This window comes from Streptomyces sp. NPDC056987, from assembly GCF_042673865.1.
Taxonomy (GTDB): domain Bacteria; phylum Actinomycetota; class Actinomycetes; order Streptomycetales; family Streptomycetaceae; genus Streptomyces.
In genome coordinates, this window is record NZ_JBHURV010000006.1 from 169103 (window position 1) to 192661 (window position 23559).

21 protein-coding genes are annotated in these 23559 nt (G+C 74.0%); 9 read left to right on the forward strand and 12 right to left on the reverse strand.

Annotated elements, in window-relative coordinates; translation table 11 throughout:
- Nucleotides 1-135: 135 nt before the first annotated feature.
- Nucleotides 136-1080 carry a glycoside hydrolase family 75 protein gene (locus ACFTZC_RS09780; RefSeq protein ID WP_382888248.1) on the reverse strand — a complete coding sequence of 315 codons (945 nt, stop codon included), beginning with the start codon at nt 1078-1080 and terminating at the stop codon, nt 136-138.
- 176 nt (nt 1081-1256) lie between these two features.
- The gene (locus ACFTZC_RS09785; RefSeq protein WP_382888249.1) at nt 1257-1751 is read right to left on the reverse strand and encodes an NUDIX domain-containing protein; all 495 of its coding nucleotides are present in this window, start codon (nt 1749-1751) and stop codon (nt 1257-1259) included.
- Between the two features lie 461 nt (nt 1752-2212).
- On the opposite strand from ACFTZC_RS09785, the gene ACFTZC_RS09790 reads away from it, so the two are divergent.
- The 3 genes from ACFTZC_RS09790 to ACFTZC_RS09800 all read left to right on the forward strand — a co-directional run bounded on the left by ACFTZC_RS09790 (nt 2213) and on the right by ACFTZC_RS09800 (nt 7224).
- Nucleotides 2213-2863 (forward strand): GntR family transcriptional regulator, encoded by a 651-nt coding sequence (locus ACFTZC_RS09790; protein WP_382888250.1) that lies wholly within the window; start codon nt 2213-2215, stop codon nt 2861-2863.
- Between the two features lie 53 nt (nt 2864-2916).
- A complete protein-coding gene (locus ACFTZC_RS09795; RefSeq protein WP_382888251.1) occupies nt 2917-3771 on the forward strand; it encodes a hypothetical protein in 855 nt (284 codons plus the stop codon).
- Nucleotides 3772-3882: 111 nt separating this feature from the next.
- Complete coding sequence (locus ACFTZC_RS09800) at nt 3883-7224, forward strand: BTAD domain-containing putative transcriptional regulator (protein ID WP_382888252.1); 3342 nt, start codon at nt 3883-3885, stop codon at nt 7222-7224.
- 88 nt (nt 7225-7312) lie between these two features.
- Here the strand turns inward: ACFTZC_RS09800 and ACFTZC_RS09805 are convergent, their stop codons facing one another.
- From ACFTZC_RS09805 to ACFTZC_RS09820, 4 genes are all read right to left on the reverse strand, one after another.
- On the reverse strand, nt 7313-8215 hold the full coding sequence (locus tag ACFTZC_RS09805) for a siderophore-interacting protein (RefSeq protein ID WP_382888372.1): 903 nt from the start codon (nt 8213-8215) through the stop codon (nt 7313-7315).
- 124 nt (nt 8216-8339) lie between these two features.
- Nucleotides 8340-9233 carry an ABC transporter substrate-binding protein gene (locus tag ACFTZC_RS09810; RefSeq protein ID WP_382888253.1) on the reverse strand — a complete coding sequence of 298 codons (894 nt, stop codon included), beginning with the start codon at nt 9231-9233 and terminating at the stop codon, nt 8340-8342.
- 194 nt (nt 9234-9427) lie between these two features.
- Nucleotides 9428-10087: a response regulator transcription factor gene (locus tag ACFTZC_RS09815; RefSeq protein WP_365820445.1), complete on the reverse strand. Its 660-nt coding sequence runs from the start codon at nt 10085-10087 to the stop codon at nt 9428-9430.
- Nucleotides 10088-10089: 2 nt separating this feature from the next.
- Entirely contained in the window at nt 10090-11139 is a 1050-nt protein-coding gene (locus tag ACFTZC_RS09820; RefSeq protein ID WP_382888254.1) for a histidine kinase, read from the reverse strand.
- Between the two features lie 334 nt (nt 11140-11473).
- Between ACFTZC_RS09820 and ACFTZC_RS09825 the strand changes: the two genes are divergently transcribed.
- The 3 genes from ACFTZC_RS09825 (at nt 11474) to ACFTZC_RS09835 (ending at nt 14020) form a co-directional block, all read left to right on the forward strand.
- Nucleotides 11474-11767 carry a DUF3040 domain-containing protein gene (locus ACFTZC_RS09825; protein WP_382888255.1) on the forward strand — a complete coding sequence of 98 codons (294 nt, stop codon included), beginning with the start codon at nt 11474-11476 and terminating at the stop codon, nt 11765-11767.
- A gap of 458 nt (nt 11768-12225) precedes the next feature.
- Complete coding sequence (locus tag ACFTZC_RS09830; protein WP_382888256.1) at nt 12226-12711, forward strand: cation:proton antiporter regulatory subunit; 486 nt, start codon at nt 12226-12228, stop codon at nt 12709-12711.
- Nucleotides 12712-12718: 7 nt separating this feature from the next.
- On the forward strand, nt 12719-14020 hold the full coding sequence (locus tag ACFTZC_RS09835; RefSeq protein ID WP_382888257.1) for a cation:proton antiporter: 1302 nt from the start codon (nt 12719-12721) through the stop codon (nt 14018-14020).
- Nucleotides 14021-14217: 197 nt separating this feature from the next.
- Here ACFTZC_RS09835 and ACFTZC_RS09840 read toward each other — a convergent pair whose 3' ends face one another.
- Nucleotides 14218-14793, reverse strand: coding sequence for a TerD family protein (locus ACFTZC_RS09840; RefSeq protein WP_382888258.1), 576 nt, complete (start codon nt 14791-14793; stop codon nt 14218-14220).
- A gap of 206 nt (nt 14794-14999) precedes the next feature.
- On the opposite strand from ACFTZC_RS09840, the gene ACFTZC_RS09845 reads away from it, so the two are divergent.
- The gene (locus tag ACFTZC_RS09845) at nt 15000-15488 is read left to right on the forward strand and encodes a BlaI/MecI/CopY family transcriptional regulator (protein ID WP_382888259.1); all 489 of its coding nucleotides are present in this window, start codon (nt 15000-15002) and stop codon (nt 15486-15488) included.
- Between the two features lie 5 nt (nt 15489-15493).
- Entirely contained in the window at nt 15494-16489 is a 996-nt protein-coding gene (locus ACFTZC_RS09850; protein WP_382888260.1) for a M56 family metallopeptidase, read from the forward strand.
- A gap of 41 nt (nt 16490-16530) precedes the next feature.
- Here the strand turns inward: ACFTZC_RS09850 and ACFTZC_RS09855 are convergent, their stop codons facing one another.
- The 5 genes from ACFTZC_RS09855 to ACFTZC_RS09875 form a co-directional block, all read right to left on the reverse strand.
- On the reverse strand, nt 16531-18075 hold the full coding sequence (locus ACFTZC_RS09855) for an FAD-dependent oxidoreductase (protein ID WP_382888261.1): 1545 nt from the start codon (nt 18073-18075) through the stop codon (nt 16531-16533).
- 169 nt (nt 18076-18244) lie between these two features.
- Entirely contained in the window at nt 18245-18655 is a 411-nt protein-coding gene (locus ACFTZC_RS09860; protein WP_382888373.1) for a PTS-dependent dihydroxyacetone kinase phosphotransferase subunit DhaM, read from the reverse strand.
- 26 nt (nt 18656-18681) lie between these two features.
- The gene (gene dhaL, locus ACFTZC_RS09865) at nt 18682-19332 is read right to left on the reverse strand and encodes a dihydroxyacetone kinase subunit DhaL (protein WP_382888262.1); all 651 of its coding nucleotides are present in this window, start codon (nt 19330-19332) and stop codon (nt 18682-18684) included.
- 97 nt (nt 19333-19429) lie between these two features.
- Entirely contained in the window at nt 19430-20422 is a 993-nt protein-coding gene (gene dhaK, locus ACFTZC_RS09870; protein ID WP_382888263.1) for a dihydroxyacetone kinase subunit DhaK, read from the reverse strand.
- A gap of 250 nt (nt 20423-20672) precedes the next feature.
- Complete coding sequence (locus ACFTZC_RS09875; RefSeq protein ID WP_382888374.1) at nt 20673-22712, reverse strand: beta-galactosidase; 2040 nt, start codon at nt 22710-22712, stop codon at nt 20673-20675.
- 119 nt (nt 22713-22831) lie between these two features.
- Here ACFTZC_RS09875 and ACFTZC_RS09880 point away from each other — a divergent pair, with 119 nt between their 5' ends.
- Nucleotides 22832-23542 carry a FadR/GntR family transcriptional regulator gene (locus tag ACFTZC_RS09880; protein ID WP_382888375.1) on the forward strand — a complete coding sequence of 237 codons (711 nt, stop codon included), beginning with the start codon at nt 22832-22834 and terminating at the stop codon, nt 23540-23542.
- Nucleotides 23543-23559 lie beyond the last annotated feature (17 nt).

A 23559-nucleotide genomic window follows, 5' to 3' on the forward strand; every position in this document is an offset into this window, starting at 1 on the left:
CGCGCCGAGCCGGCTGTCTTGTGTTTTCCTCGTGTCTTTTCTGTGGGGCGGCTTTGTCCCGCCGGGCGCGCGGGGGGGGGGGGGGCCGCCCGCCGCCCCCCCACCACCCCCTTTTTTTTCGCCGCTCAGCCGTTCTCAGTTGTCCCGGAGGAACTTCCTCGCCAGCTCGTCGCCGAGCCGGACGGCGGCGTCGTGGTCCTCGATGGGGGCGACCTGGGAGTGCTTGAAGACGATGTACGTGACCCCCGAGGCGACACCGCCCCTGGCCGGGTCGGTCAGGATGCCGAGACCGCGCGCGGCGGCGTGCGACGCCTCCCCGATGATCCCGGGCGGCCCGACGTCCCCGACAACGGCGTACTGCACCGTGTCGCCGTGGATGACGGCCGCGAGCGATCCGCCGTGGATCCCCGACGAGGCGTGGTCCCAGATCGAACTCGTCATCGGCACGACGATGTACGGCAGTTTCTCCGCGTTGAGATGCCTGCCGTCGCTCTGCGTGAAGGCGGTCTGCTCCTGGTAGTACGGGTCGGTCTCGTGGTTGCACCGCGCCGTGAGCTGGCCGTCGCAGTCGATGTCCATGTCGGCCTTCCAGAACACCGCGCCCCGGGTGTCGCAGACGGCGACCGTGGGCGGCGTGTCCTCACGGGTGCGGTAGAGGCCGTTCGAGACCTGGTCGCAGCGCTCGGCCCGGGCCATCAGCGCCGCCGCGCTCACCGTGCTCTCGGTGCTCTCGGTGCTCTCGGCGCTCTCGGCGCTCCCCATGTTCTCGGCGGACGGGCCGGCCGCGCCCTGCGGGGCGGGCGCCCTCGTGGCGGACCGCGCGGCGGCCGGCGGCGTGGCGGACCGCGCGGCGGGGGGTGGTGCGGCGAGCGGCGTCGGGGCGGACGGTACGGCGCCGGGGCGTACGGCGGTGGACGGCTCCTTGGCGGACGGTGCGGCGGTGGGCGCTTCCGCCGTGCGGGGCGGGGCGGGGAGCGGGGCCGTGGGGACGGCGAGAGCGGGCAGCACCGTGGCGGGGACCACGGCGGCGGCCAGCAGCGCGGTGCCGGCCGTGATGAGGACATGCGTGCGTGAGTGCACGGAGAGGTTCCCTTTCCTGGATGTCCGGGGAGGGCGAGGGGCGGGCGGTGACGACGCACCGGCGCTCCGGGCGCGGCACGCCGTGGGCGGCGCGTGGGGCGCGTGGCGGCCGTACGGGCCCCGGGTGGGCGGGGCTCAGGCCGGCGCGGGCCCGGTGGCCCGCTCAGGGACGCGTCTCAGCCACCGGGCCGGGACGGCGGGCGGCCGTCGGCTATGTACCGGCGCAGCCGGTCGAGGAAGACACGCTGGCCCGTCACCAGCGGCTCCACGGCGTCCGCCAGGAGGAACCAGGCGAAGCGGTCGATCTCGGGGAATTCCCGCAGGACGCCGGAGCCGCGCGGCCATTCCATGGTGAAGGTGCCGGGCACGGCCCGACCGGGGTCGAGATCGCCCTCGACGGCCCAGACGGTGACGGTCTTTCCGCCCCGCTGCCGGGACTCGCCGAGCGGGGTCCAGGGGCCCTCGGGCACCGGCAGCCCCAGCTCCTCCTGGAACTCCCGGCGCGCCGCCGCCTCGGGCGCCTCACCGGCCTCGTACTCCCCCTTGGGGATCGACCAGGCGGCGGTGTCACGGCCGGACCAGAACGGCCCGCCCATGTGTCCGAGAAGCACGGCGGCACCGGAGTCCGTGACCCGGTGCAGCAGCAGTCCCGCGCTTCGTTTGCCCGACATGCCGTCAAGTCTGTGCATGCGCAAACCAGGTCGCCATGCGAACACCACGCCGAGAGCGCATGCGTCGGCGCCCTTGGCTCGGGCGTGTCGAGTGCGTGTCCCAGGCGTGACGCGGTGGGGGAGGGGTCGGCGGTACGGGAGAGAGTGCTCCGGTCCCGGGACGACATCACCGGGCCGATCGTATGAACAGTTGCGCCGTACGGGGTCGCAGTGGGCCGCGCCCTGCGGGGGAGATGTGGCGGTCGGTGCTACGGGACGGCTCCCTCCTCCCCCCTTCCCATCCCCCGCGGATCGGATCAGCCGAAGACCGGGTTTCCCGGTCGGCATACCTCCTTCTTACTCCAGGAAATGGAACGAATAGGCGAAGGCTCACCCGGGAAGGCCTGTCGGTGCTCACGTGACGCGATCGGCCCATAATCGATTATGAAGTGAATAATCGATTATTTGTTAGGGTGTTGGCCGTGACGGAACGCGGATCACCCTCGGAGCGGCTGTACGCCTCGCTGCGCGCGGCCATCCTCCACGGCGAGTTCGCGCCGGAGCAGGCGCTCAAGCCGCAGGAACTGGCGAACGCGGGGGAGGTCAGCCTCGCCGTCGCACGCGAGGCCCTGCTCCGCCTGGTGGGCGAGGGCCTGGCGACCCGGCTGTCGAACCGGGGGTTCGCCGTCCCGGCGGTCGACGCCGGGCGCCCGCAGCAGATCGCGGAGGCGCGGGTCGTCACCGAGCCGGAGATGCTCCGGCTGTCGATCGAGCGGGGCGGCGTCGACTGGGAGGTACGGGTCCGGGCCGCCCACCACCACCTCGCCCGCACACCCTCGCGGGAACCGGGCGGTACGTGCGCCTCCGACGCGTGGTCCGAGGCGCACCGCCGGTTCCACCGCGCGCTCCTCGAAGGCTGCGGCAACCCGGTGCTCCTGGACGGCTTCGACCGCCTGTGGACGGCGAGCGAGCTGGCCCGGCGCTGGTCCGGCGCCGTCGTCCCGGAGCGGGACGGTGTGACGGAGCACGGCGCTCTGGAGGAAGCCGCCCTGAGCCGGGACGCCGAACGCGCCGCCGGCCTGCTCGCCCGGCACGTCCGGCACACTGCACCCGGCGCACCGCGCGGAACCTGACCGTACGCACTGACCGAACCACGTGACACCCATGACGAATTCAGGAGACCCACATGGACATGACCGCCGGCCGCCGCTGTCACGACGTCCTCAACCCCCTGCACTCCGCCTCGTACTTCGCACCGGAACCGGCGGAGGAATTCGCCTCGGTCGGGCTGGAGCAGGGAGCCATGGCGTACTTCGCGGGCCGCGCGGCGCCGCTCGGAGCGGTCGGCGCCGGCACGGTCACGGCGACGTTCTACAACTTCAACCATGACCTCGTGGCCCGGAAGATACCGGCCGCGTGGGCGGTCACCACGCCGGAGGCCGTGCTCGCCGCGCGGCTGCGCGGCGCGGACCGGACGCTGCGGCGGCTGCTCGGGGAGGAAGCGCTCACGTCGAAGGAGATGGCCGAGACGGCCGAACTGGCGCTGCGCGCCACCGAGGGGTGTCGCCGCGAGGGGCGGCCGCTGTACGCCGCGAACGCCGGTCTCCCCGTGCCCGAGGAGCCGCACCTGGCCCTGTGGCACGCCGCGACCCTCCTGCGCGAGCACCGGGGCGACGGCCATCTCGCCGCCCTGGCGGTGGCGGGCCTCTCCGGGATCGAGGCGCTGGTCCTGCACAACGCCACCGGCAAGGCCGTGTCAGCGGCCGTCCTCAGGCAGACCCGCGGATGGTCCCCGGAGCAGTGGGACGCGACCCGCGACCGGCTGCGGGAGCGCGGTCTGCTGGACGAGGCGGGGGACATGACGGAGGCCGGGGCGGCCCTGCGGGACGATGCCGAGGCCCTCACCGACCGCCTCGACGCCGCCCCGTACGACCACCTCGGCCCGGACGCCACCGCGCGCCTCACCGAGCTGGCCGGTGGCTTCACGCGGACCGCGCTGGCCGCGGGCGCCTTCCCCGCACAGCTCTTCGGTAAGGGCTGAGGCGCCCGGCGAGGCCGCCGCGCCCACGGCGGCCTTCCGCCGCAGCCCCCCGGCGAGGGAGGTTGTCCACAGGCCGGAACCCCGGCGGGCCCCGGCGGGGAGAATGGGCCCGTGATCTACCGCTACCGCGTACTCGGCGCCACGCAGGCACTCCGCCCGGACGGGACGGACGTGCCGCTGAGCGGTGCCCGGCTGCGGGCACTGCTCACCGCGCTCGCCGCCGCCGGGGGCCGGGGGACGAGCGCCGGACGCCTCATCGCCCAGGTGTGGCCGCCCGGCGAGGAGGCGCCCGCCGACGAGACCGCCGCGCTCCAGGCCCTGGTCGGGCGGGCCCGCCGGGTGCTCGGGGGAGCCGCGGTGGCCTCGGTGCCCGGGGGGTACCGGCTGGCGGCCGAGCGCGACGACATCGACCTGTTCCGCTTCGAACGGCTCGCCGACGAGGGCGCCGTCGCCCTCACCGGCGGCGACCCCGACCAGGCCGCCGCACTGCTGGACGAAGCCCTGGCCCTGTGGGACGGCCGCGCGCTCGCCGACCTCCCCGGCGGCGCCACCGACCCGCGGGCCGTCCGCGCCGAGCGGCGCCGCGAGGAGGCCCGCCGGGCCCGGCTCGCCGCCGAGGTCGGGCGGGGCCGCGCGGACCGGGCCCTGCCCGACCTCGCGGCCCTCGCCGTCGGGCACCCGCTGGACGAGCCCCTGCACGCCCTGCGGATCCGGGCCCTGCGGGCGGCCGGACGCCCCGCCGAGGCGCTTCAGGCGTACGAGGAGGTGCGCACCCGGCTCACCGAGCGCCTGGGCACCGACCCCGGCCGCGAGCTCCGGGCCCTGCACGCCGAGCTGCTCGCCGGGGACGACGGCCCGCCCCCGGCCGGCCCCGCCCCGGTCCCCGCGGGGCGCGCCGTCCGGGGCAACCTCCCCGCCCGCCTCACCTCCTTCGTCGGCCGTGCGCCCGAGCTGGCCGCGCTCGCCGCCGAACTCCCGGTCCGGCGGCTGATCACCCTCACGGGCCCCGGCGGCTCCGGGAAGACCCGGCTCTCGGTGGAAGCCGCCGAAGCGGCCGCCGGCACCTGGCCGGACGGCGTCTGGCTGGTGGAGCTGGCGCCCGTACGCGACGCGGCCCTCGTTCCGGAGACGGTGCTCACCGCACTCCGCGCCCGCGACCCCCTGGGCGGCCCGGCCAGCGGCCCGGCGGCGGGGGAGCCCGCGCCCCCTGACCCGCTGGCCGAGCTGACCGGCCACTGCGCCCGGCGGCGCCTGCTGATCGTCCTGGACAACTGCGAGCATCTGCTCGACGCCGCCGCCACGCTGGCCGAGACGGTCCTCACCGGCTGCCCGGGGGTGAGCGTCCTCGCCACCAGCCGCGAACCGCTCGGCGTACGGGGCGAGTCGGTCCGTACGGTGGAACCCCTGCCCGCCGACATGGCGCTGCGCCTCCTCGCCGAACGCGGGGCCGACGCCCTGCCCGGGTTCCGGACCGAGGACGACCCGGACGCCTGCGCCGAGATCTGCCGCCGGCTCGACGGCCTGCCGCTCGCCCTCGAACTGGCCGCGGCCCGGCTGCGGATGCTCACCCCGCGCGGGCTCGCTGACCGGCTCGACGACCGCTTCCGGCTGCTCGGCGCGGGCAGCGGACCACGGACCGCGCTGCCGCGGCAGCGGACCCTGCGGGCCGTCGTGGACTGGTCCTGGGATCTGCTCACCGAAGCCGAACAGGCCGTTCTGCGCGGGCTGTCGGCCTTCTCCGGCGGCTGTGCGCTCGCCGAGGCGGAGGCCGTGTGCGGGCCGGACGCCGGCGGCGACATCCTCGGCGTGCTCGCCTCCCTGGTCGACAAGTCGCTCCTCGTCGCCGTACTCGCCGACCCGGGCGACCGGGGTGCCCCGGACGGCATGCGCTACCGGCTGCTGGAGACCGTCGCCGAGTACGCGGCGGAGCGGCTGGACGCGGCGGGGGAGCGCGCGGCCGTCGAGCTCCGCCATCTCGCCGCCTACCGGGAGCTGGCCCGGGTCGGCGACCCCGGGCTGCGGGGCCCCCGTTCCGCCTTCTGGCTGGCGCGGTTCGAGCGGGAACACGACAACATGAGGGCCGCGCTGCGCACGGCCGTCGACCGGGGTAAGGAGCAGGAGGCCCTCTGCCTGGTGCTCTCCATGAGCTGGTTCTGGCAGGTGCGCAACCACCGCGGCGAGGCCGGTGTCCGGGCCGCCGCGGCGCTCGGCCCCGATCCCTTCCGACCGCCCGTGCGTCCCGCCGTACCCCTCGCCGAGCCGTGCACGGCGCTCGCGCCCCCGTGGCCGCCGGAGGTGCTGTGGGAGGCCAGACGCGGGGTGCGGCTGCTGTTGCTGTGGACCGCGGAGGAAGAGAACGCGTTCCCGGAACAGCCGGGTGGCGGGAGCCGGTTGCACGCGATCACGGAGGCCTACCGCCCGGGGCTCCCGCAGATCTGCCGGCAACCGGGCTCCCTGTGGTTCTTCCTGCGGCTGATGACGGGACAGACCTCCGGACTCCGGGAGACCCTGGACGCGCTCGTGCTGGCCTGCCGCGAGCAGCGGCACGGCAGCGGTGGGGAGTGGGATCTCGGACTGGCGCTGATGCAGCGGGCGAGGCTGCTGGGCGGCGGCGCCGACGGGCCGGCCCGGTCGGCCCGTGACGCGGACGAGGCCGTAGCCCTGTTCCGCCGCGCGGGCGATCTCGTGGCGATGTCCGAGGCGCTCTCCGTGCGCGGCGAGACCCACGCGCGCCAGGGCCGCTTCGAGGAGGCCGCCGCCGATTTCGAGCAGGCGATGGAGAGCTGCGCGCGGGTCGGGGCATCCGGTCAGGTGCCGCTCTTCAAGGCCCGCCTCGCCTCCGTACGGCTGGAGTCGGCCGCGGACCCGGCGGCGCGGGCCCGTGCGGAACAGCTGCTGCTGGAGGCCGCGGGCCGGCCGGGGGAGGGCACCGGCCAGGCGGTCGGCATGGCGCGGCTGCTGCTGGCCCGGCGCTACGAGAGCACCGGGCGCCTGTCCGCCGCGCGGGAGCAACTGGACCTGCTGGAGCGGGAGATCGACCTCGCCCGCCAGCCCCTCCTCGGCGGCACCGTCGCGGGTGTCCACGGCCGGCTCGACTGCCGGAGCGGGGAGTTCGCCCGGGCCGCAGCCCGCGCGGCCGAGGCCGTACGGACGCTGGAGAGCCTGGCCCCGGTGGTCGCCCCGCACCTCATGGTCCAGCAGTTTCCCTGCGCGGCCTGGGCCAAGGCGGCGCTCGGCGCCCCGGAGGACGCGGCACGGCTGCTGGGCGCGTACGGGCACCACCACGAGCGCCCCGAGGGTTTCGAGTTCGACCCCTTCACGTCCCCCGCCGACCCGGAGCTCCTGGACCGCGCCGAGACGGCGGTACGCGCCGCATTGGACGAGCGGAGCTACGCACGCGCCCACGCGGAGGGGGCCGCGCTGCAGGTCGAGGAGGCGGCGGCGCTGGTCTGACACCCCGACCGCCGCGCCCGGGGCGGGTCCCGGCGGCCGGTATGCCGGACCAGGGCACGACGCGCCCTCCCGCGCCCGCGTGGGTGCCTTACCGCTCCTGCGCGTCCGCGAGCCGTTCCCGGGCCTCCGCGAGGTCCGCCTCCGTCGGGGCGTCGTCCTGGGCCAGGGCGCGCCGCCAGTAGCCGGCGAAGTGGACCGACCGCCTGTCGACGCCGCGCTCGTCGACCAGATGGCGGCGCAGCGCCCGCACCGCCCCCGCCTCACCGCCCAGCCAGGCGAGGACCGAGCCCGCCGGGAACGCCGCGGCGCGGACCGCCGACAGCAGCGCGTCACCGCTCCCGGCCGGGGCCGCACCGCGGTGCAGCCAGTGCACCGTCACCGACCCGGCCGTCGTGAAGCGCTGCTCCTCCGCCGCGTCCGCCACCTCGACGAAGGCGGTCGCGCGGGCGCCCTCCGGCAGCGCCTCGATCAGCGTGCCGATCGCGGGCAGCGCGGTCTCGTCGCCCGCCAGCAGCATCCAGTCCGTCGTGCCCACCGGGACGGGCGTGGCGAAGTACGCGGACGGGCCGAACATCCCGAGGACCGCCCCCGGTACGGCCGACCGCGCCCACGCGGTGGCGGGCCCCTGCACCGTTTCCCCGGGCCCCCGCGCCGCTTTCCCGTGCTCAAGGTCGGCTCGGTCGTCCCCGCTCCCGTGCAGGACAAAATCGATGTCGATCGTGGCGCTCAGCGGATCGTGGGCCCGGACCGTGTAACTCCGGGCCCACGGCCGCTCCTCCTCGGGAATCGCCTGGAACGCGCCGTACCAGCGCATCACATCGCCGTCCGCGCCGGGCTCGGGGAGCCGGGGGACGCGCTGCCCCGGCCGTGGGAAGTACAGCTTCACCTGCTGGTCGGGCCCGGCCAGGGAGAAGCCGGCGAGGCCGGGGCCGCCGAAGGTGACCCGGGTCATGTGCGGGGAGATCCGCCGGACACCGGTCACCTCGACCATCCGCACCGGCAGTGCCAGGGGCGCCGCGCCGGCTCCGTACGCCGCCGCTCCGCCGGGGGTGTTCTCTGTCGTCGTCATGCGGGACACCCTGCCCGCGGGCTCCTCCACGCGGCCGACAGCGCGCCTACACGCTCTCCCCGGTCCCCGGCGCGACCGCCGCGAGCGCCTCCGTGACCGTGTCGAGGAAGCGCGCGTGCGCGCGATGGCTCGCCGGCACCTCCGGGTTCCACGGCACGATCCGCGCCCGTTCCCCGAGGGCGCGCCAGTGCGGGTTGTCCTGGAGCGCCTCGCGCGGCGCCGCGTTCGCGCGTACGTCCGCGAGCACGATGTCCGGGGCCAGCGCGGCGGCCTCGGACCAGTCGGCCGTACGCCAGTTGGCCCCGCCGCCCGCCTCCGGGGAGATCAGCCCGACCCCCTGCTCCATCAGCGCCCGCAGATCCGGCCAGGTGTCCGGGCGGGCCAGGTACGCGGTCTCGGGGCCGGCGGCGGAGAGCGCCAGCACCCGGGGACGCGCGGGCCCCGCCGCCTGGGCGGTCAGCCGCGCCTCCGCGCGCTCCAGCTCCGGCACCGCGGGCCGCAGCGGCGCCTGGAGCGAGCCCGCCAGCTCCGAGAACCGGTCCCTGACGGAGCCGAGCGAGCGGTCCTTCCCCACCTCGATCACGACGACCGGAACCTGCTCCTCCAGGTGCTTGGCGGCCTCCGGGTCGATGCCGTACACCTGCCCCGTGCCGTAGCCGACGGCGACCACCAGATCCGCCTCCGCGGCGAGGACGGCCGCCGGGTCGAAGGAGCTGCCCGCGCCGAACGAGCGCAGCTCGGCGAGGGGCAGTTCGCCCGCCTTCGCCGGGTCCGGCGTCTGCCCGTCATGGTGGGAACCGAAGATTCCCAGGGGGCGCAGTCCGTGGTCCCACAGGGTCGCGCCGGCCTGTATGTAGGCCACCACCCGTGTCGGGCGGCTCGGTGCCGTGGTGAGCCTGCCGCGATCGTCCGTGAACTCCCAGCTGTTGCCCGGGTTCATGCCTCGCCTCGTTCCGCTCGTGTTGGTGCGGTGTCCGGGGCGCCCTGTCCGTACGCGGGTTCGTACGGGCACCCCTCAACTCTCTGCCCAGCACGGGGCGCGCGGACTCCACACGTGCGCCGGTAAGACGGGACGGAGGGGAATCCGAGGAAAACCGGGGAATCCGAGGGAATCCGAGAGAATCGGAGGAGAGGCTACGGTTCGATGAGACCGGCCCTGATCGCGTACCGGGTCAGTTCCAGCCGGTCGCGCAGCCCCAGCTTCTGGAGCAGGTTGGCGCGGTGGCGCTCCACGGTCTTGGCACTGATGAGCAGCAGGCCGGCGATCTCCTTGGAGGTGTGCCCCTCGGCCACGAGCTTGAGGATCTCCTCCTCCCGGGGGGTGATGGCGCTGTCCGGGATGCTGTCGCCCTGCCGCACCCGGTCGAGGTAGTTGCGGATCAGCGCCGTCACCGCCCCCGGGTAGAGGAAGGGTTCGTCGCGCATCGCGGCACGGCACGCCTCCACCAGATCGCGGTCGGCCACGGACTTGAGGACGTAGCCGCTCGCCCCGGCCTTCAACGCCTCGAAGAAATACTGCTCGTTGTCGTACATGGTCAGCATCAGGATGCGCGTCCCCGGCTGGAGCCTGGAGAGCTCGCGCGCCGCCTGGAGCCCGGTGAGCCGGGGCATCGCGATGTCGAGGATCACCAGGTCGGGACGTTCGGCGCGGGCCAGTTCGATGGCCTCGGCCCCGTCCCCGGCCTCGCCGACGACCGTCAGGTCCGGTTCGCCGTCGAGGATCAGCCGGACCCCGCGGCGGACCAGCGCGTGATCGTCCGCCAGCAGGATGCGGGTCTGTACCGTCTCGGCCATGGTCAGTTGCTCCCGTTCCTGATCGGCACACACAGGCGTACGCCGGTGCCGCCGCCCCGCGGCTGTCCCTGTCCCTGTCCCTGTGCCTGTGCCTGTGCTTGATTCTGTGCCTGATTCTCCGTCCGTCCCGCTTCCCGGCCGGGGAGGAGTTCCCGGCCCGGTCCCACGGTGATCTCGGCGCCGACGAGCAGGGCCCGCTCCCGCATGCCCCTGATGCCCGCGCCCTCGGTGGCCGTACCGATGCCCCGGCCGTCGTCGGCGATGAGCAGCTCCACCCCGGTGGTGGTGCGCCGGAGCGCGAGGTCGACCCGGTCCGCGTCCGCGTGGCGGACGATGTTGGTGAGTCCCTCCTGCGCCACCCGGTAGACGACCAGCTCGACGTCCTCGCCCAGCGCCGGCAGTTCGCCGTCGAAGCGCTGCCGGACCGTCAGTCCGGTGTGTGTGGTGATCTCGGTGGTCAGCGCCTTGAGCGCGCTGATCAGCCCCAGCTCCTCCAGGACGCCGGGGCGCAGCCGGCGCGCGATGCGGCGGATCTCGTCGAGGCTGCCGCGGGTCGTCTCCTGTACGTGGCGCAGGTCGGCGCGCACCGGCGCGGGCGCCCCGTCGGCGACCCGTTTGAGTTCGAGCAGCACCGCGGTGAGGGTCTGGCCGACCTCGTCGTGCAACTCCTGTGCGATCCGGCGGCGTTCGGCCTCCTGCGCGGAGAGCGCGAGTCCGCTGCTGGCGGCCCGTTCGGCCTCCAGCCGGTCGAGCATGGTGTTGAACGTCATGATCAGCTCGGCGATCTCGCCGTGGCCCGACACCGCGGGCCGGCGGCCGGGGCGCAGCAGATCGGTCGTGGTCATCGCCCGGGTGAGCCGTTGCAGCGGAGCGAGCCCCACGCGCAGCAGCGCGGCGTTGGCGACAAGCATGGCCACCAGTCCCAACGCCATGATCAGGGCTTCCGTGAGCAGCACGGGGGCGGACACGGTGACCGGGCCGAGCAGCAGCAGGGCAGTGGCCGCGAACATGACCGCGGCGTTGAGCAGAAAGATCCGCCAGAACAGGGACACGGGGCAGGGCCTCCTCGCAGGTGACGTCCCCACTATCACCCGCGCGGCGGGAGCGGCCCGACCACCGCCCCGCCACCCCCGCCCGTCTACATGTCGCCCACCCCCCGATGTGGGTGTCGACACGGATGGTGGTGGAGTGCCGCGGCGGGCGATCGTAGGGGAGCACCGGCCGGGGAGAGGCGGCACACGCGACGTGGGCGACGTACGCGGCGGGCGGGGCGTACGTGACGGGCAGCACGTACGCGGGCGGGCGGGGCGTGCGTCAGGGCAGGCGGACGCGGGCACGGCGGGGCAGGGCGAAGCGGAACGACGTACGACAGCGGGGAGGCGGACCATGGCGACGGAAGAGGACCGGCAGACCCTGAGTGACCTGGCGGAGCGGCTCCGCCACGACGATCCCCGGTTCTTCCACGCGCTGGAGGCCGGGACCCCGTGCCGTCCGCGCGAGTACCGGCACGGCACCGCCTGGCTGATGATGGCCGTCGCGCTCGGCGGTCTGGCCCTGGGCATCGTCCTCGGCCACGGGCTCCTCATCGCGGGAGGACTGGTACTGGCGGGGATCGCCGCGCATCTCTTCGACCCCGACCGCGTCCGGGCCGGACAGGGCAGCCCGCCGCCACCCGGGTAGATGTCCACCGGTCCCGGCCCGCCGCCGCGGCCGGGAGAGCGAGTACCGCCGGAGTCTCCGGCGGTACTTTTCGTTGCATACGTAATAATCCTCACAAATTATTTTACGTTAAAATAGCGCTCAGGTGACCAACGCTCTCTTGAGTTTTGGCGCACCCATTACTGAGATGCTGGGCGGTCGGTCGCATTCGCGGGGGCGGAGGGGGCGGTTCCATGAGACGCGCACCCCTGACGGCCCGCCGTGTCCGGCCGGCCGGCACGGTGTCCGTCGCGTCGCGGGTCCCGTCACGGGTCCCCTTACCTGTGCTTCGCCGCGACGCATGATGCAGAATCCCTGTCCGGTGACGGACGGCTCGCGCAGTCGTGCCCCGTCGCCGGACCTTGGTCCGTGCCGCCGCGGACCCAAGGGGTCAGCATGCCCGCACACCCTCACGCCACGCCCGCATGGAGCCGTTTCCTATGGAGCACACCGCTCACGTCAGTAAGACCACCCTGCCCGGGGTCGGCACCCGTTACGACCTCAACACCGAAGCGGGAAAGCACCTCTCGGTCGTCGTGCACCAGGACGGTCGCCGCATCCTGGCCTTCCACGATCCCGAGGACGACGACAACTGCCGGGACGCCGCGACCCTCGCCCCGCACGAGGCGACCGCGCTCTGCAAGCTCCTGACCCCCGACCCCGTCGCCCATCTCCACCAGCACATCGAGATCGACCTGCTCACCGAGCACATCCCGGTCACCAAGCGTTCCCCTTATGTCGGCCGGACGCTCGGCGCCACCCAGGTACGCAGCCGTACCGGCGCCTCCATCGTGGCCGTCCTGCGCCGCACCGACGCCTTCCCCTCGCCCACCCCGGACTTCCGCTTCGCCCTGGGGGACACGCTCGTCGTCGTCGGCACCCGGGAAGGCGTGGACGCCGTCGCCGAACTGATCACCGGAGGATAAAGCGCCCGTGCACGAGACCACCGCACTGCTCATCGAACTCGGGGCCATCATCCTGGGTCTGGGGATACTCGGCCGGCTCGCCGGCCGCGTGGGCTTCTCCGCCATCCCCCTCTACCTGCTCGCCGGACTCGCCTTCGGGCACGGCGGACTCCTCCCGCTCAACGCCAGCGAGGAGTTCGTCGCCACCGGCGCCGAGATCGGCGTGATCCTGCTGCTGCTCCTGCTGGGGCTGGAGTACAGCGCGTCCGAACTCGTCTCCAACCTCAAGACGCAGTACCCCTCCGGCATCGTCGACTTTGTCCTGAACGCCGTGCCGGGCGCCGTCGCCGCGCTGATCCTGGGCTGGGGTCCGGTCGCCGCGGTGGCGCTGGCCGGCGTCACCTGGATCTCCTCCTCCGGGGTGATCGCCAAGGTCCTCGGTGACCTCGGCCGGCTCGGCAACCGCGAGACCCCCGTGATCCTCGGCGTCCTCGTCATCGAGGACCTCGCCATGGCGGTCTACCTGCCGCTGCTCACGGCCCTGCTCGCCGGTCTCAGCCTCGCCGGCGGCAGCCTGACGCTGCTGATCTCGCTCGGCACGGTCGGCGCGGTGCTCTATCTGGCGCTGCGCCACGGCCGGCTCATCAGCCGCGCGGTCTCCTCCGACAACCCCGAGATGCTGCTGCTGGTCGTCCTCGGCCTCACCGTGCTCGTCGCCGGGGTCGCCCAGGAGCTCCAGGTCTCCGCCGCCGTCGGCGCGTTCCTGGTCGGCATCGCGCTCTCCGGAGAGGTCGCCGAGGGCGCGCACAACCTGCTGGCGCCGCTGCGCGACCTGTTCGCCGCTGTCTTCTTCGTCTTCTTCGGTCTCAACACCGACCCGGCCGCCATCCCGCCGGTCCTGGTGCCCGCCCTCATCCTGGCGACCGTCACCGTCCTCACGAAGATCGCCACCGGCTGGTACGCGGCCAAGCGCGCCGGTGTCCGGACGGCGGGCCGCTGGCGCACCGGCGGCACGCTGGTGGCACGTGGCGAGTTCTCCATCGTCATCGCCGGGCTGGCCGTCGGGGTGGAGCCGCGGATCGGCCCGCTGGCCACCGCGTACGTTCTCATCCTGGTGATCCTCGGCCCGCTGGCCGCGCGCTGGACGGAGCCGCTGGCCCGCCGGCTCACCCGTGGTACCAAGGCGCCGGCCGCCGCGGCCGTACCGCCCGCGGCTTCTTCGAGTGCCGAGGCGCAGGTGACGTCCGAGCCGTACGCGAAGCCGGAGCCGTCCGGACGGGCCGAGCCGCCCGTCCCCGACGTGAGCGACACGGCGCCCAGCCACGGCTGACCCGCCGGCCCGGCCGAGGCCCCACAGGCCGGCACTCACCGGCCCGGCCACAGCCCCCGCCCCACAGGCGAACGGGGCACAGGACGCGCGCCCTGCGCCCTGTGCCCCTGCCTGACGGCGCCGGCCGTGGGCCGGCCCCGTGCCGGACGCGGTGCCGGACCCCGAGGATGTGGGGGTCCGGCACCGCGTCCGCCGCGTCAGACCCCGACGCCGAAGTCCGCGGCGATGCCCGAGAGACCCGAGGCGTACCCCTGGCCGACCGCGCGGAACTTCCACTCCGCGCCGTTGCGGTACAGCTCGCCGAAGACCATCGCCGTCTCCGTGGCCGCGTCCTCGCTCAGGTCGTAGCGGGCCAGCTCGGCGCCGCCCGCCTGGTTGACCACCCGGATGTACGCGTTGCGCACCTGACCGAAGCTCTGACCGCGGTTCTCGGCGTCGTGGATCGACACCGGGAAGACGATCTTCGAGACCTGGGCCGGGACATTGGCCAGGTCGACCTTGACGGTCTCGTCGTCGCCGTCGCCCTCGCCGGTCAGGTTGTCACCGGTGTGCTCGACGGAGCCGTCCGGGCTCTTGAGGTTGTTGTAGAAGACGAAGTGCTGGTCGGAGGCGACCTTGCCGGACTCGTCGACCAGCAGCGCGCTGGCGTCGAGGTCGTAGTCCGTACCGGTCGTCGTCCGTACGTCCCAGCCGAGGCCGACAAGGACCGCGGTCAGTCCCGGTGCCTCCTTGCTGAGCGAGACATTGCCGCCTTTGGACAGGGAAACTCCCACGCTGCTCCTCCTGAGCTGAACTGGTTCGGTCATGCGAAAGTAAAATCTACAGCAGTGTAGAAGTAAAACGGGAGCGAGTTCCGGCCCGCTCTCCGGCCGGTGTCCGACCCCTTCCCCGCCACCCGGCCGGACGGCGCCCGCCCACGTCTCCGTAGCATGGACGCGCGTGCGTCGCGGTGCGTCCGCGAGGCCGGAGGGAGACAGCGGTGACGGAGCACGGCAGCCCTGACGAGCGCCCTCGCAGGCGCGGCCAGGGCGAACTGGAGTCGCAGGTGCTGGCCGCGCTGCGGCAGGCACCCGGGCCCGTCACGGCCGCCTGGGTGCAGGAGCGGCTCGGCGGGGACCTCGCGTACACGACGGTGATGACCATCCTGACCCGGCTCCAGGCCAAGCGGGCGGTCACCCGGGAGCGCGCGGGCCGCTCGTTCGAGTGGCGCGCGGCCTCGGACGAGGCGGGGCTCGCCGCTCTGCGGATGCGCAGAGTGCTGGACGGCGAGACGGACCGCGAGGCCGTGCTCGCCCGCTTCGTCACCACGCTCTCGGCGGACGACGAACGGCTGCTGCGCGACCTGCTCGCCCTCCCGGAGGACGGCTTCCCCGCGAGCAGCCTTCCTGCGGGCAGCCTCCCCAAGGGCGGTTTCCCGGCGGGCGGTTTCCCGGCGGGCGGTTTCCCCGAGGGCGGGGCGGAGGGCTGACGGCGATGGGGGTGTTCGTCTTTCTGCCGCTCGTACTGCCGCTGACCGCGCTGCCCGTCGCGCGCCTCGCCGCACTCCATCTGCACCCCCGGGTCGCCACCCGCCTGCTCTCCGCCCTCGCCGCCGTCCTCGCGGTGTGCAGCACGCTCTGCCTGGGGCTGCTGGTGGTCGTCGGTACGGCGCAGCTCCCCGGCAACCCGCTGCCCGACGCCTGGTCGGACCCCGAGGTCCGCGAGGCGGTCCCGTACGACGAGATCGCCGGCAAGGCGGCCATCGTGGCCCTCGCCGCGGCCGGTGCGGGGTGCGCCGGCGCCGCCTGGCGCCACCGGCGCGTACGCCGCCGCGCGCAGGAGGCGCTGGCCGGTCTGCCCGGCGGCGAGCTGGCCGTCCTGGCCGACGAGGCACCGTACGCCTACGCGCTGCCCGGCCCCTCCCGCGCGCCCCGCGCCGTGACGGGGGAGGGGGGCGGCCCCGGCGACGGGCCCCGCGGACCCGGGCGGATCGTGGTCTCCACCGGGATGCTCGCCTGCCTCGACGAACCGGAGCGGGACGCCCTGATCGCCCACGAACGCGCCCATCTCGCGGGCCGGCACCACCGGTTCCTGCTGACGGTACGGCTCGCCGCCCGCGCCAATCCGCTGCTGCGCCCGCTGCGTGCGGCGGTCGCCTACACCAGCGAGCGCTGGGCCGACGAGGAGGCCGCCCGGGTGACCGGTGACCGCACCGTCGTGGCCCGCGCCATCGGCAAGGCCGCGCTCGTCTCCCGGGGCACCCCGGCGCCGACGCTGGCCGGGTTCGCCGCGCCGAGCCCCGGACCCGTACCACGCCGGGTCGCCGCGCTGCTGGGGCCCGCGCCGTCGGCCGTCCACTGGCCGTCGGTGCGCAGCGCGGTGGGCCTGGCCGTCTGGGCGGCGGCGGCCGGCACGGTCGGCTCGGCCCTGTCCTCGGCGAACGCCACGGTCACGCTCTTCCTCGTCCTCCAGGCGGCCACACCGTTCTGAGCACGGGATCGGCGCCCGGCCGCCCGCCCGCCGCGGCCGGTTCAGCCGGTCGCGGGCCGCGCGGACCCCGGTTCCCGCTGCGGCTGCGGCTCCGTCAGCTCGGGTCCGACCGGCGTGAAGAGCACCGCGCGCAGGACCCGCGGTGTGAAGAGCACCCCGACCGTCGAGGTCAGATGGGTCACCTGCCGGAACGCGTCCCCGACGACCGGATCACCGGCCGCGCGCGCCACCACCCGCCCCAGGTACCAGGCCCCCGGCCGGTCCGCCGCGCGGACCCGCGCGGCGTTGCCCCGCGCGCCCGGCAGCGGCCGGTCGGCCCCGGCCGAGAGGTCCCACGCCTGCCGCGAGGCCTTCAGCAGCGCGCGCTGCACGCGCCGGGTCGTGGGGGTGCGCCGTGGATCCGAGAGCGCGTTCCCCAGCGCGAGGGCGCCGATCGCGGCGATCGTCATGCCCTGCCCGTACACCGGGTTGAAGGCGCACAGCGCGTCCCCGGTGGCGAGGAATCCGGCGGGCCGCCGCCCCGGCCTGTCGTACCGCCGCCGTACGTTCGCCGTCGAACGGAACGCGTGCACCGACGACGCCGGCTCCGCCTTCAACAGCCATTCGTGCAGCGCCGGATGGGGGAGCCGGGTGGCGAACTCGGCGAAGCCCTCGTCGTCCGAGGGCGGTTCACCGCCGCGCAGACCGGTGAGCGTGACGATGTGGAGACCGCCCTCGACGGGCAGGACGACCCCGCCCTCGGCGTGGTCCTTGTCCCCGACGAAGAAGTAGCCGTGGCAGTCCGGCCCTTCGGCGTTCTCCGGAGCCCGGTAGAGCCGGGAAGCGTAGGCGAGACCCGTGTCCAGCGTCTCCTCGTGGGGCGGCTCCGCGCCGATCCCCGCCAGCCAGTCCGGGGCGCGCGTCCCGCGGCCCGAGGCGTCCACGACCAGGTCGGCCGCGAGCGGGCGCACGTCGTGACGGGTCTCCGCCCCGCGCTCACGCAGGCGTACGCCCCGGACCCGGGTGGCGTCCCCGACCAGCCCGACCACCTCCGTGCCCTCCACCACGGTGATCCGGGGATCGGCCAGCACCCGGCGCCGCACCAGCCACTCCAGCAGGGGGCGTGAAGCGGTGAGGAGATGGGTGGACGCCGGAGTGCGCCGGTAGAAGCTCCCGCTCTGCCACTGCACGAGGTCGTCGGGCTGGCCGACCCGGGGCGAGCCGTGCTCGCGCAGCTCGTCGAGGATCCCGGGCAGCAGCTCCTCCATGGCCCGCTGCCCGCTCGCCAGCAGCACATGGAGGTGACGGCTCTGCGGGACCCCCGCCCGGGGCTCGGGACCGTCCGGGAAGCGGTCGCGCTCGACGACGGTCACCCGGTCGGCGTGGTCGCTCAGCACCCGGGCCGTCAGCAGGGCCGAGAGACTCCCCCCGACGACAACGGCGTGCCGCGCCCGGCGGCCCCGGGAACGGTCCGTCCCCCCGGGCCGCTCCTCGGGCCTCTCCCCGGGCCTCTCCTCGGCCGCCCCGGCGCCCGTTCCCCCATCCGTCCCCTCGCCCCTGCCGTGCGCGTCCTGTGCGCCGGTGTCCACGCCCGCCGAGTTCGCCATGCCTGTCCTTCCGGAAGTTCTGGACCGCCACCGGCGCGGAGGGCGCCGGTGCCTGAGTGACGGCTCAGTATTCCGGTGGCGCGATGCCCGGATCACGACAACTCCGCGCCTTTTTCCCGGTCCGGGGCCGATTCCGGGCGGGTCCGGGCGCATGCCGTACGGGTACGGGTCACTCCTTGCGGTACCGGTACGCCTCCGCCGCCGCGGCCACCACCGCGTCCAGATCCCCGCCCGCCGAGGCGGTGACGTACGCGGCCACCGCTCCCTCCACGAACGGCGCGTCCACCAGCCGGGCCCGCTCCGGCAGTTCGTCGCCCTCGGCGAGCAACGCCTTCACCGTCAGCACGGCGCTGCCGAGATCCACCAGAAGGGCGACCCCCGCGCCGCGGTCGACCTCCGCCGCCGCGGCCGAGATCAGCTCGGAGCTGGTCCCGAGCCCGCCGTCCCCGGTGCCGCCCGCGGGCGCGATCGGGGCCGGGGCGCCGCCGCCCGCCAGGCCCCGCGCGAGCGCGGCGACAGCGGCGGCGACCGCCGCGCTGTGGGACACCAGCACGATGCCGACCGGCGCTCCGCCGCTCACCGTGCCGCCGCTCACCGTGCCGCCACTCACCGTGCCGCCTCCGCCGTGTCGGCGAGGGCGGCGATCAGCAGCGCGGACGATGTGGCGCCCGGGTCCTGGTGCCCGATGCTGCGCTCGCCCAGATAACTCGCCCTGCCCTTGCGCGCCCGGAGGGGTACGGTCGCCAGGGCGCCCCGCTCGGCGGCCTCGGCGGCCGCCCGGAAGGACGGGCCGGCCGGTGCCGGGGCCGCCAGCGCCTCGACCGCCGGCTCCAGCGCGTCGATCATCGTCTTGTCCCCGGGCGCGGCCCCGCCGAGCTGTGTCACCGCCGTGACACCGGCCCGCAGCGCCTCGGCGAACTGCTCGGGCGTGACCTCGGCGGCGTCCCCGAGCGCCTTGCCCGTACGGCGCAGCAGCGTCCCGTACAGCGGTCCGGACGCGCCGCCCACGGTGGAGATGAGCTGGCCGCCCGCCAGGATCAGCACGGCGCCCGGAGAGGCGGGCGGGTCCTTCTCCAGCGCGGCCGTGACGGCCCGGAACCCTCGCTGGAGGTTGCTGCCGTGGTCGGCGTCCCCGATGGCCGAGTCCAGTTCGGTGAGCCGGTCCGCGGCATCCTCCACGGCGCCCGCCGCGACCACCCCCAGCCAGCGGCGGAAGAAACCCGCGTCGAGCGTGCGGTCCGGTGTCTCGTCGGTCACGTGATCTCCTCACCCCGTGGAACGTTCCCCACGTCCCTTGTCCTGCCTCGCGTCGCCGTACCAGCGCGTACCGCCGTGCCGCCGTGCTGACGGGCGCTCAGCGGCCCCAGCGCAGCGCGGGGGTCTCGACCGGCGCGTCCCACAGCCGCAGCAGCTCCTCGTCGACCTGGCAGAGGGTCACCGAGCAGCCCGCCATGTCGAGCGAGGTCACATAGTTGCCGACGAGGGTACGGGCCACCGCCACACCGCGCTCGCCCAGCACCCGCTGGACCTCGGCGTTGAACCCGTACAGCTCCAGCAGCGGCGTACCGCCCATGCCGTTCACCAGGGCGATCACCGGCCCGGAGGGGCGCAAATCGTCCAGTACGGTGTGCACCGCGAAGTCCGCGATCTCCCGCGAGGTCATCATCGCGCGCCGCTCGCGCCCGGGCTCGCCGTGGATCCCGATGCCCAGCTCCAGCTCGCCATCGGGCAGGTCGAAGGTGGGGCTGCCCTTCGCGGGCGTGGTGACGGCGCTCAGGGCGACCCCGAAGGTCCGGGACAGCTCGTTCACCCGCCGGCCGATCGCCTCGACCCGCTCCAGCGGCGCCCCTTCCTCGGCGGCGGCGCCCGCCATCTTCTCCACGAACAGCGTCGCACCCGTGCCGCGCCGCCCCGCCGTGTAGGTGCTGTCGGTCACCGCCACATCGTCGTTGACCAGCACCTTCGCGATCTGGATGCCTTCGTCCTCGGCCAGCTCGGCGGCCATGTCGAAGTTCAGGACGTCGCCCGTGTAGTTCTTGACGACGAACAGCACCCCGGCACCGCTGTCCACCGCGGCGGCGGCCCGGACCATCTGATCCGGCACGGGGGAGGTGAAGACCTCACCGGGGCAGGCGGCAGCCAGCATGCCGGGCCCGACGAACCCGCCGTGCAACGGCTCGTGCCCGGACCCGCCCCCGGAGACGATCCCCACTTTCCCGGCCACGGGCGCGTCGCCGCGTATCACCACACGCCGTTCGACATCGACGGAGAGCTTCGGGTGCGCGGCGGCCATGCCCCGCAGCGCGTCCGCGACCACGGTCTCCGGCACGTTCATGAGCATCTTCAACGGAACCTCCCAGGCTGATACCGACCTCGTGCCGACTTCCCTGATGTGCTGTCAGCTCCCCTCCGCGGTGGCCCGGCGCGGCGGTGTGCCGCCCGCTTCCAGTATCGATCCAACCCGGCCAGGTGGCACGGCCTGCGGTGCCTGGCCGGGGCGTCGCATGCGACCCTAAGCTGCATAAATGCATTATTTATGCATATTTTCTTGACGGTGCCGGCACGGCTGTCCAGTCTCTTGAACACCCGGCCGGGGTTCACCGCGTGGTCAGTACGGCCACTCCCGCCCCCGGCAGCGTGATGCGGTGTGCGGGGGCCGCGCCCTGTGCCAGCACGTCGGTCATCGGCTCGGGCAGGGTGATCTCGGCCGGTTCCTGGCCGTGGTTCAGCAGGAAGACGAAGTGTCCGCCGTCGCCCGCGCGGACGGTTGCCTGGACGTGCTCGGGGAGCCCGGTGAGTACGGGGCCGACGTCCGCGGTACGGCACACCTCGTCGGTCAGGGCCCGCATGGCCTCCGGAGTGAGCCGTGTGGCGACGTACCACGCGGTTCCCGAGCCGAAGGAGTGGCGGGTGACGGCCGGCTGCCCGGCCAGCGGCCCGGAGCCGAACTCGGCCACGGTCCCGGCCCCTTCGGGTACGACGGCCTCCGACCACAGGTCGGCGCGGCTGATCGTGCCGTCCGCGTGCCGGACGTCGAGCGTCTCCTTTTCCGCCAGCGGCCAGAACTCCTCGATGCGCAGGCCCAGTACCTCGCGCAGCGGCGCGGGGTATCCGCCCAGGTGTACCCGGTCGCAGTCGTCGACGATGCCGGAGAAGAACGACACGAGCAGATGGCCGCCGCGGCGCACGAACGCGGTGAGGCGTTCGGCGTCCGGTTCCTTGAGCAGGTACAGGTTGGGTACGACGACGAGACGGTAGCCGGAAAGGTCCCGGTCGGGCGGTACGACGTCGCAGGCGATCCCGGCTTCGAACAGCGGCCGGTAGTGGGCGAGGGCGATCTTCATCTGGTCCAGCGCGGTGGACGGGTGCGAGTCCAGCTCCAGGGCCCACCAGCTGTTCCAGTCCAGCACCAGGGCCGCCTCGGCGGTCGACCGTGTGCCGGCGATCTGCGGCACGGAGGCGAACTCGCGCCCCAGGGCGCGCACTTCGCGGAAGACGCGGGTGTCGGTGCCGCCGTGCGGGACCATCGCCGAGTGGTACTTCTCGGCGCCCCCTCGGGACTGGCGCCACTGGAAGTACAGGACCGCGTCGGCGCCCTGGGCGACCGCCTGCCAGCTCCACAGCCGCATCCGCCCCGGCGGCTTGGGCCCGTTGCGCTCACGCCAGTTCACCGCGCCGGGCGCCTGCTCCATCAGCATCCACGGCCGGCCCTCGCGAGCGGACCGGGTGACGTCGAAGACGAACCCCGCCGAGATGTGCGTGTCCTGGTCGTAGGGGTCCTGGTAGAAGTCGACGGAGGCGACATCCTGGTGGGCGGCCCAGCCGAAGGTGTCGACGTGCTTGTACACACCGATGAAGTTCGTCGTCACGGGGACGTCCGGGGTGATGCGCCTCAGTACCTCCTTCTCCGCGAGACAGCACCGCAGGAGTGCGTCGTCGGAGAACCGGGCGAAGTCCAGCTGCTGGGCGGGGTTGGGGAAGGTGGGTGCCAGCCGTGGCGGCAGCACCTCGCCGAAGGTGTCGTATCGCTGGGCCCAGAAGGCCGTCGACCAGGCCTCGTTGAGCGTCCCGATGTCGCCGTACCGCTCGGACAGCCAGCGCCTGAAGTCGGCGGCCGACTCGTCGCACCAGCACATCGGGGTGTGGCAGCCGTACTCGTTCCCGATGTGCCACATCTCCAGCGCGGGGTGGTCGGCGTACCGGTCGGCCAGCCGCTCGACCAGGCGCGTGGCGTGCTCCCGGTAGACGCGACTGGAGGGGCAGTAGTGCTGCCTCCCGCCCGGCCACATCCGGCGGCCGTCGGCGGTCTCGGGAAGGATCTCGGGGTGCAGCCGGGACAGCCACGGCGGCGGGGACGCCGTCATGGTGGCCAGGCAGACGGCCACACCGGCCCCGGCGAGGTTGTCCATGACCCGGTCGAACCAGGCGAAGTCGAATGCGCCCGGCCTCGGCTCCACCTCGGCCCACGAGAAGATCCCGGCCGTCACCATGGAGACGCCCGCCTCCTTCATCAGCGCGACGTCCTCGGCCCACACCTCCTCGGGCCACTGTTCAGGGTTGTAGTCGCCGCCGAAGGCGATTCCGGCCGGGCGCAGACGCCGCCGGGCATCGGTCGCCACCGCATCTGAAGGTCGCATGCCGGTCAGATCTGAAGGTCGCATGCCGGTCAGTTTTGGAGCCCGACCACAGGCCCGTCAAGATATATGCATTATTAATTGAAAGAGCTAGTGTGGCTTCGGTACCGGACAAGGAGGACGTGGTGACCCTGCCAGGTAAGGGGCTGCACGGTCAGGCCGTGGAGGAGCTGGGGCGGCGCATCATCCGCGGCGACTACCCACCCGGCTCCGTGATCGACCCGGTCGGGCTCGAAGCGGAGCTGGGTGTCAGCAAGACCGTGGTGCGCGAGGCGCTGCGGGTGCTGGCCTCCAAAGGGCTGATCGAGTCACGGCAGAAGCGCGGCACGACGATCCGTCCCCGCGCCGACTGGAATCTGCTCGACAGCGATCTGTTGCGCTGGCAGGGCAGCAGCGCTCCGACCGACGGTTTCCTGGAGGACCTCGCCGAGGTGCGCGCCATAGTGGAGCCCGCCGGAGCCCGGCTCGCCGCGGTCCGTCGCACCGGATCCGACCTCGACGCGATGCGGCTGGCCCTCGACGCGATGGCCGCGGCGGGGTCGGACATGGACGCGATGGTGGAGGCCGATCTGGCCTTCCACCGCGCTCTGCTGGACGCCGCGCACAACGAACTCCTGAGCCGGATGGAGGTCGTCATCGAGGCCGGTCTGCGCATACGCGACCGGATCGTGCACGGCGCCCAGCGCTTCTCCGACTCCATCCCGGTGCACCGGGAACTGCTGCGAGCGGTCGAGGCCGGCGACCCCGATGCCGCGGTGGCTGCTGTCGAGTCGCTCCATGTGCAGGCGTCCCAGGACCTGGCGGCCGTACGGACGTCCCTGCCGACGCCATGACGGCAACTTCCGTGTCC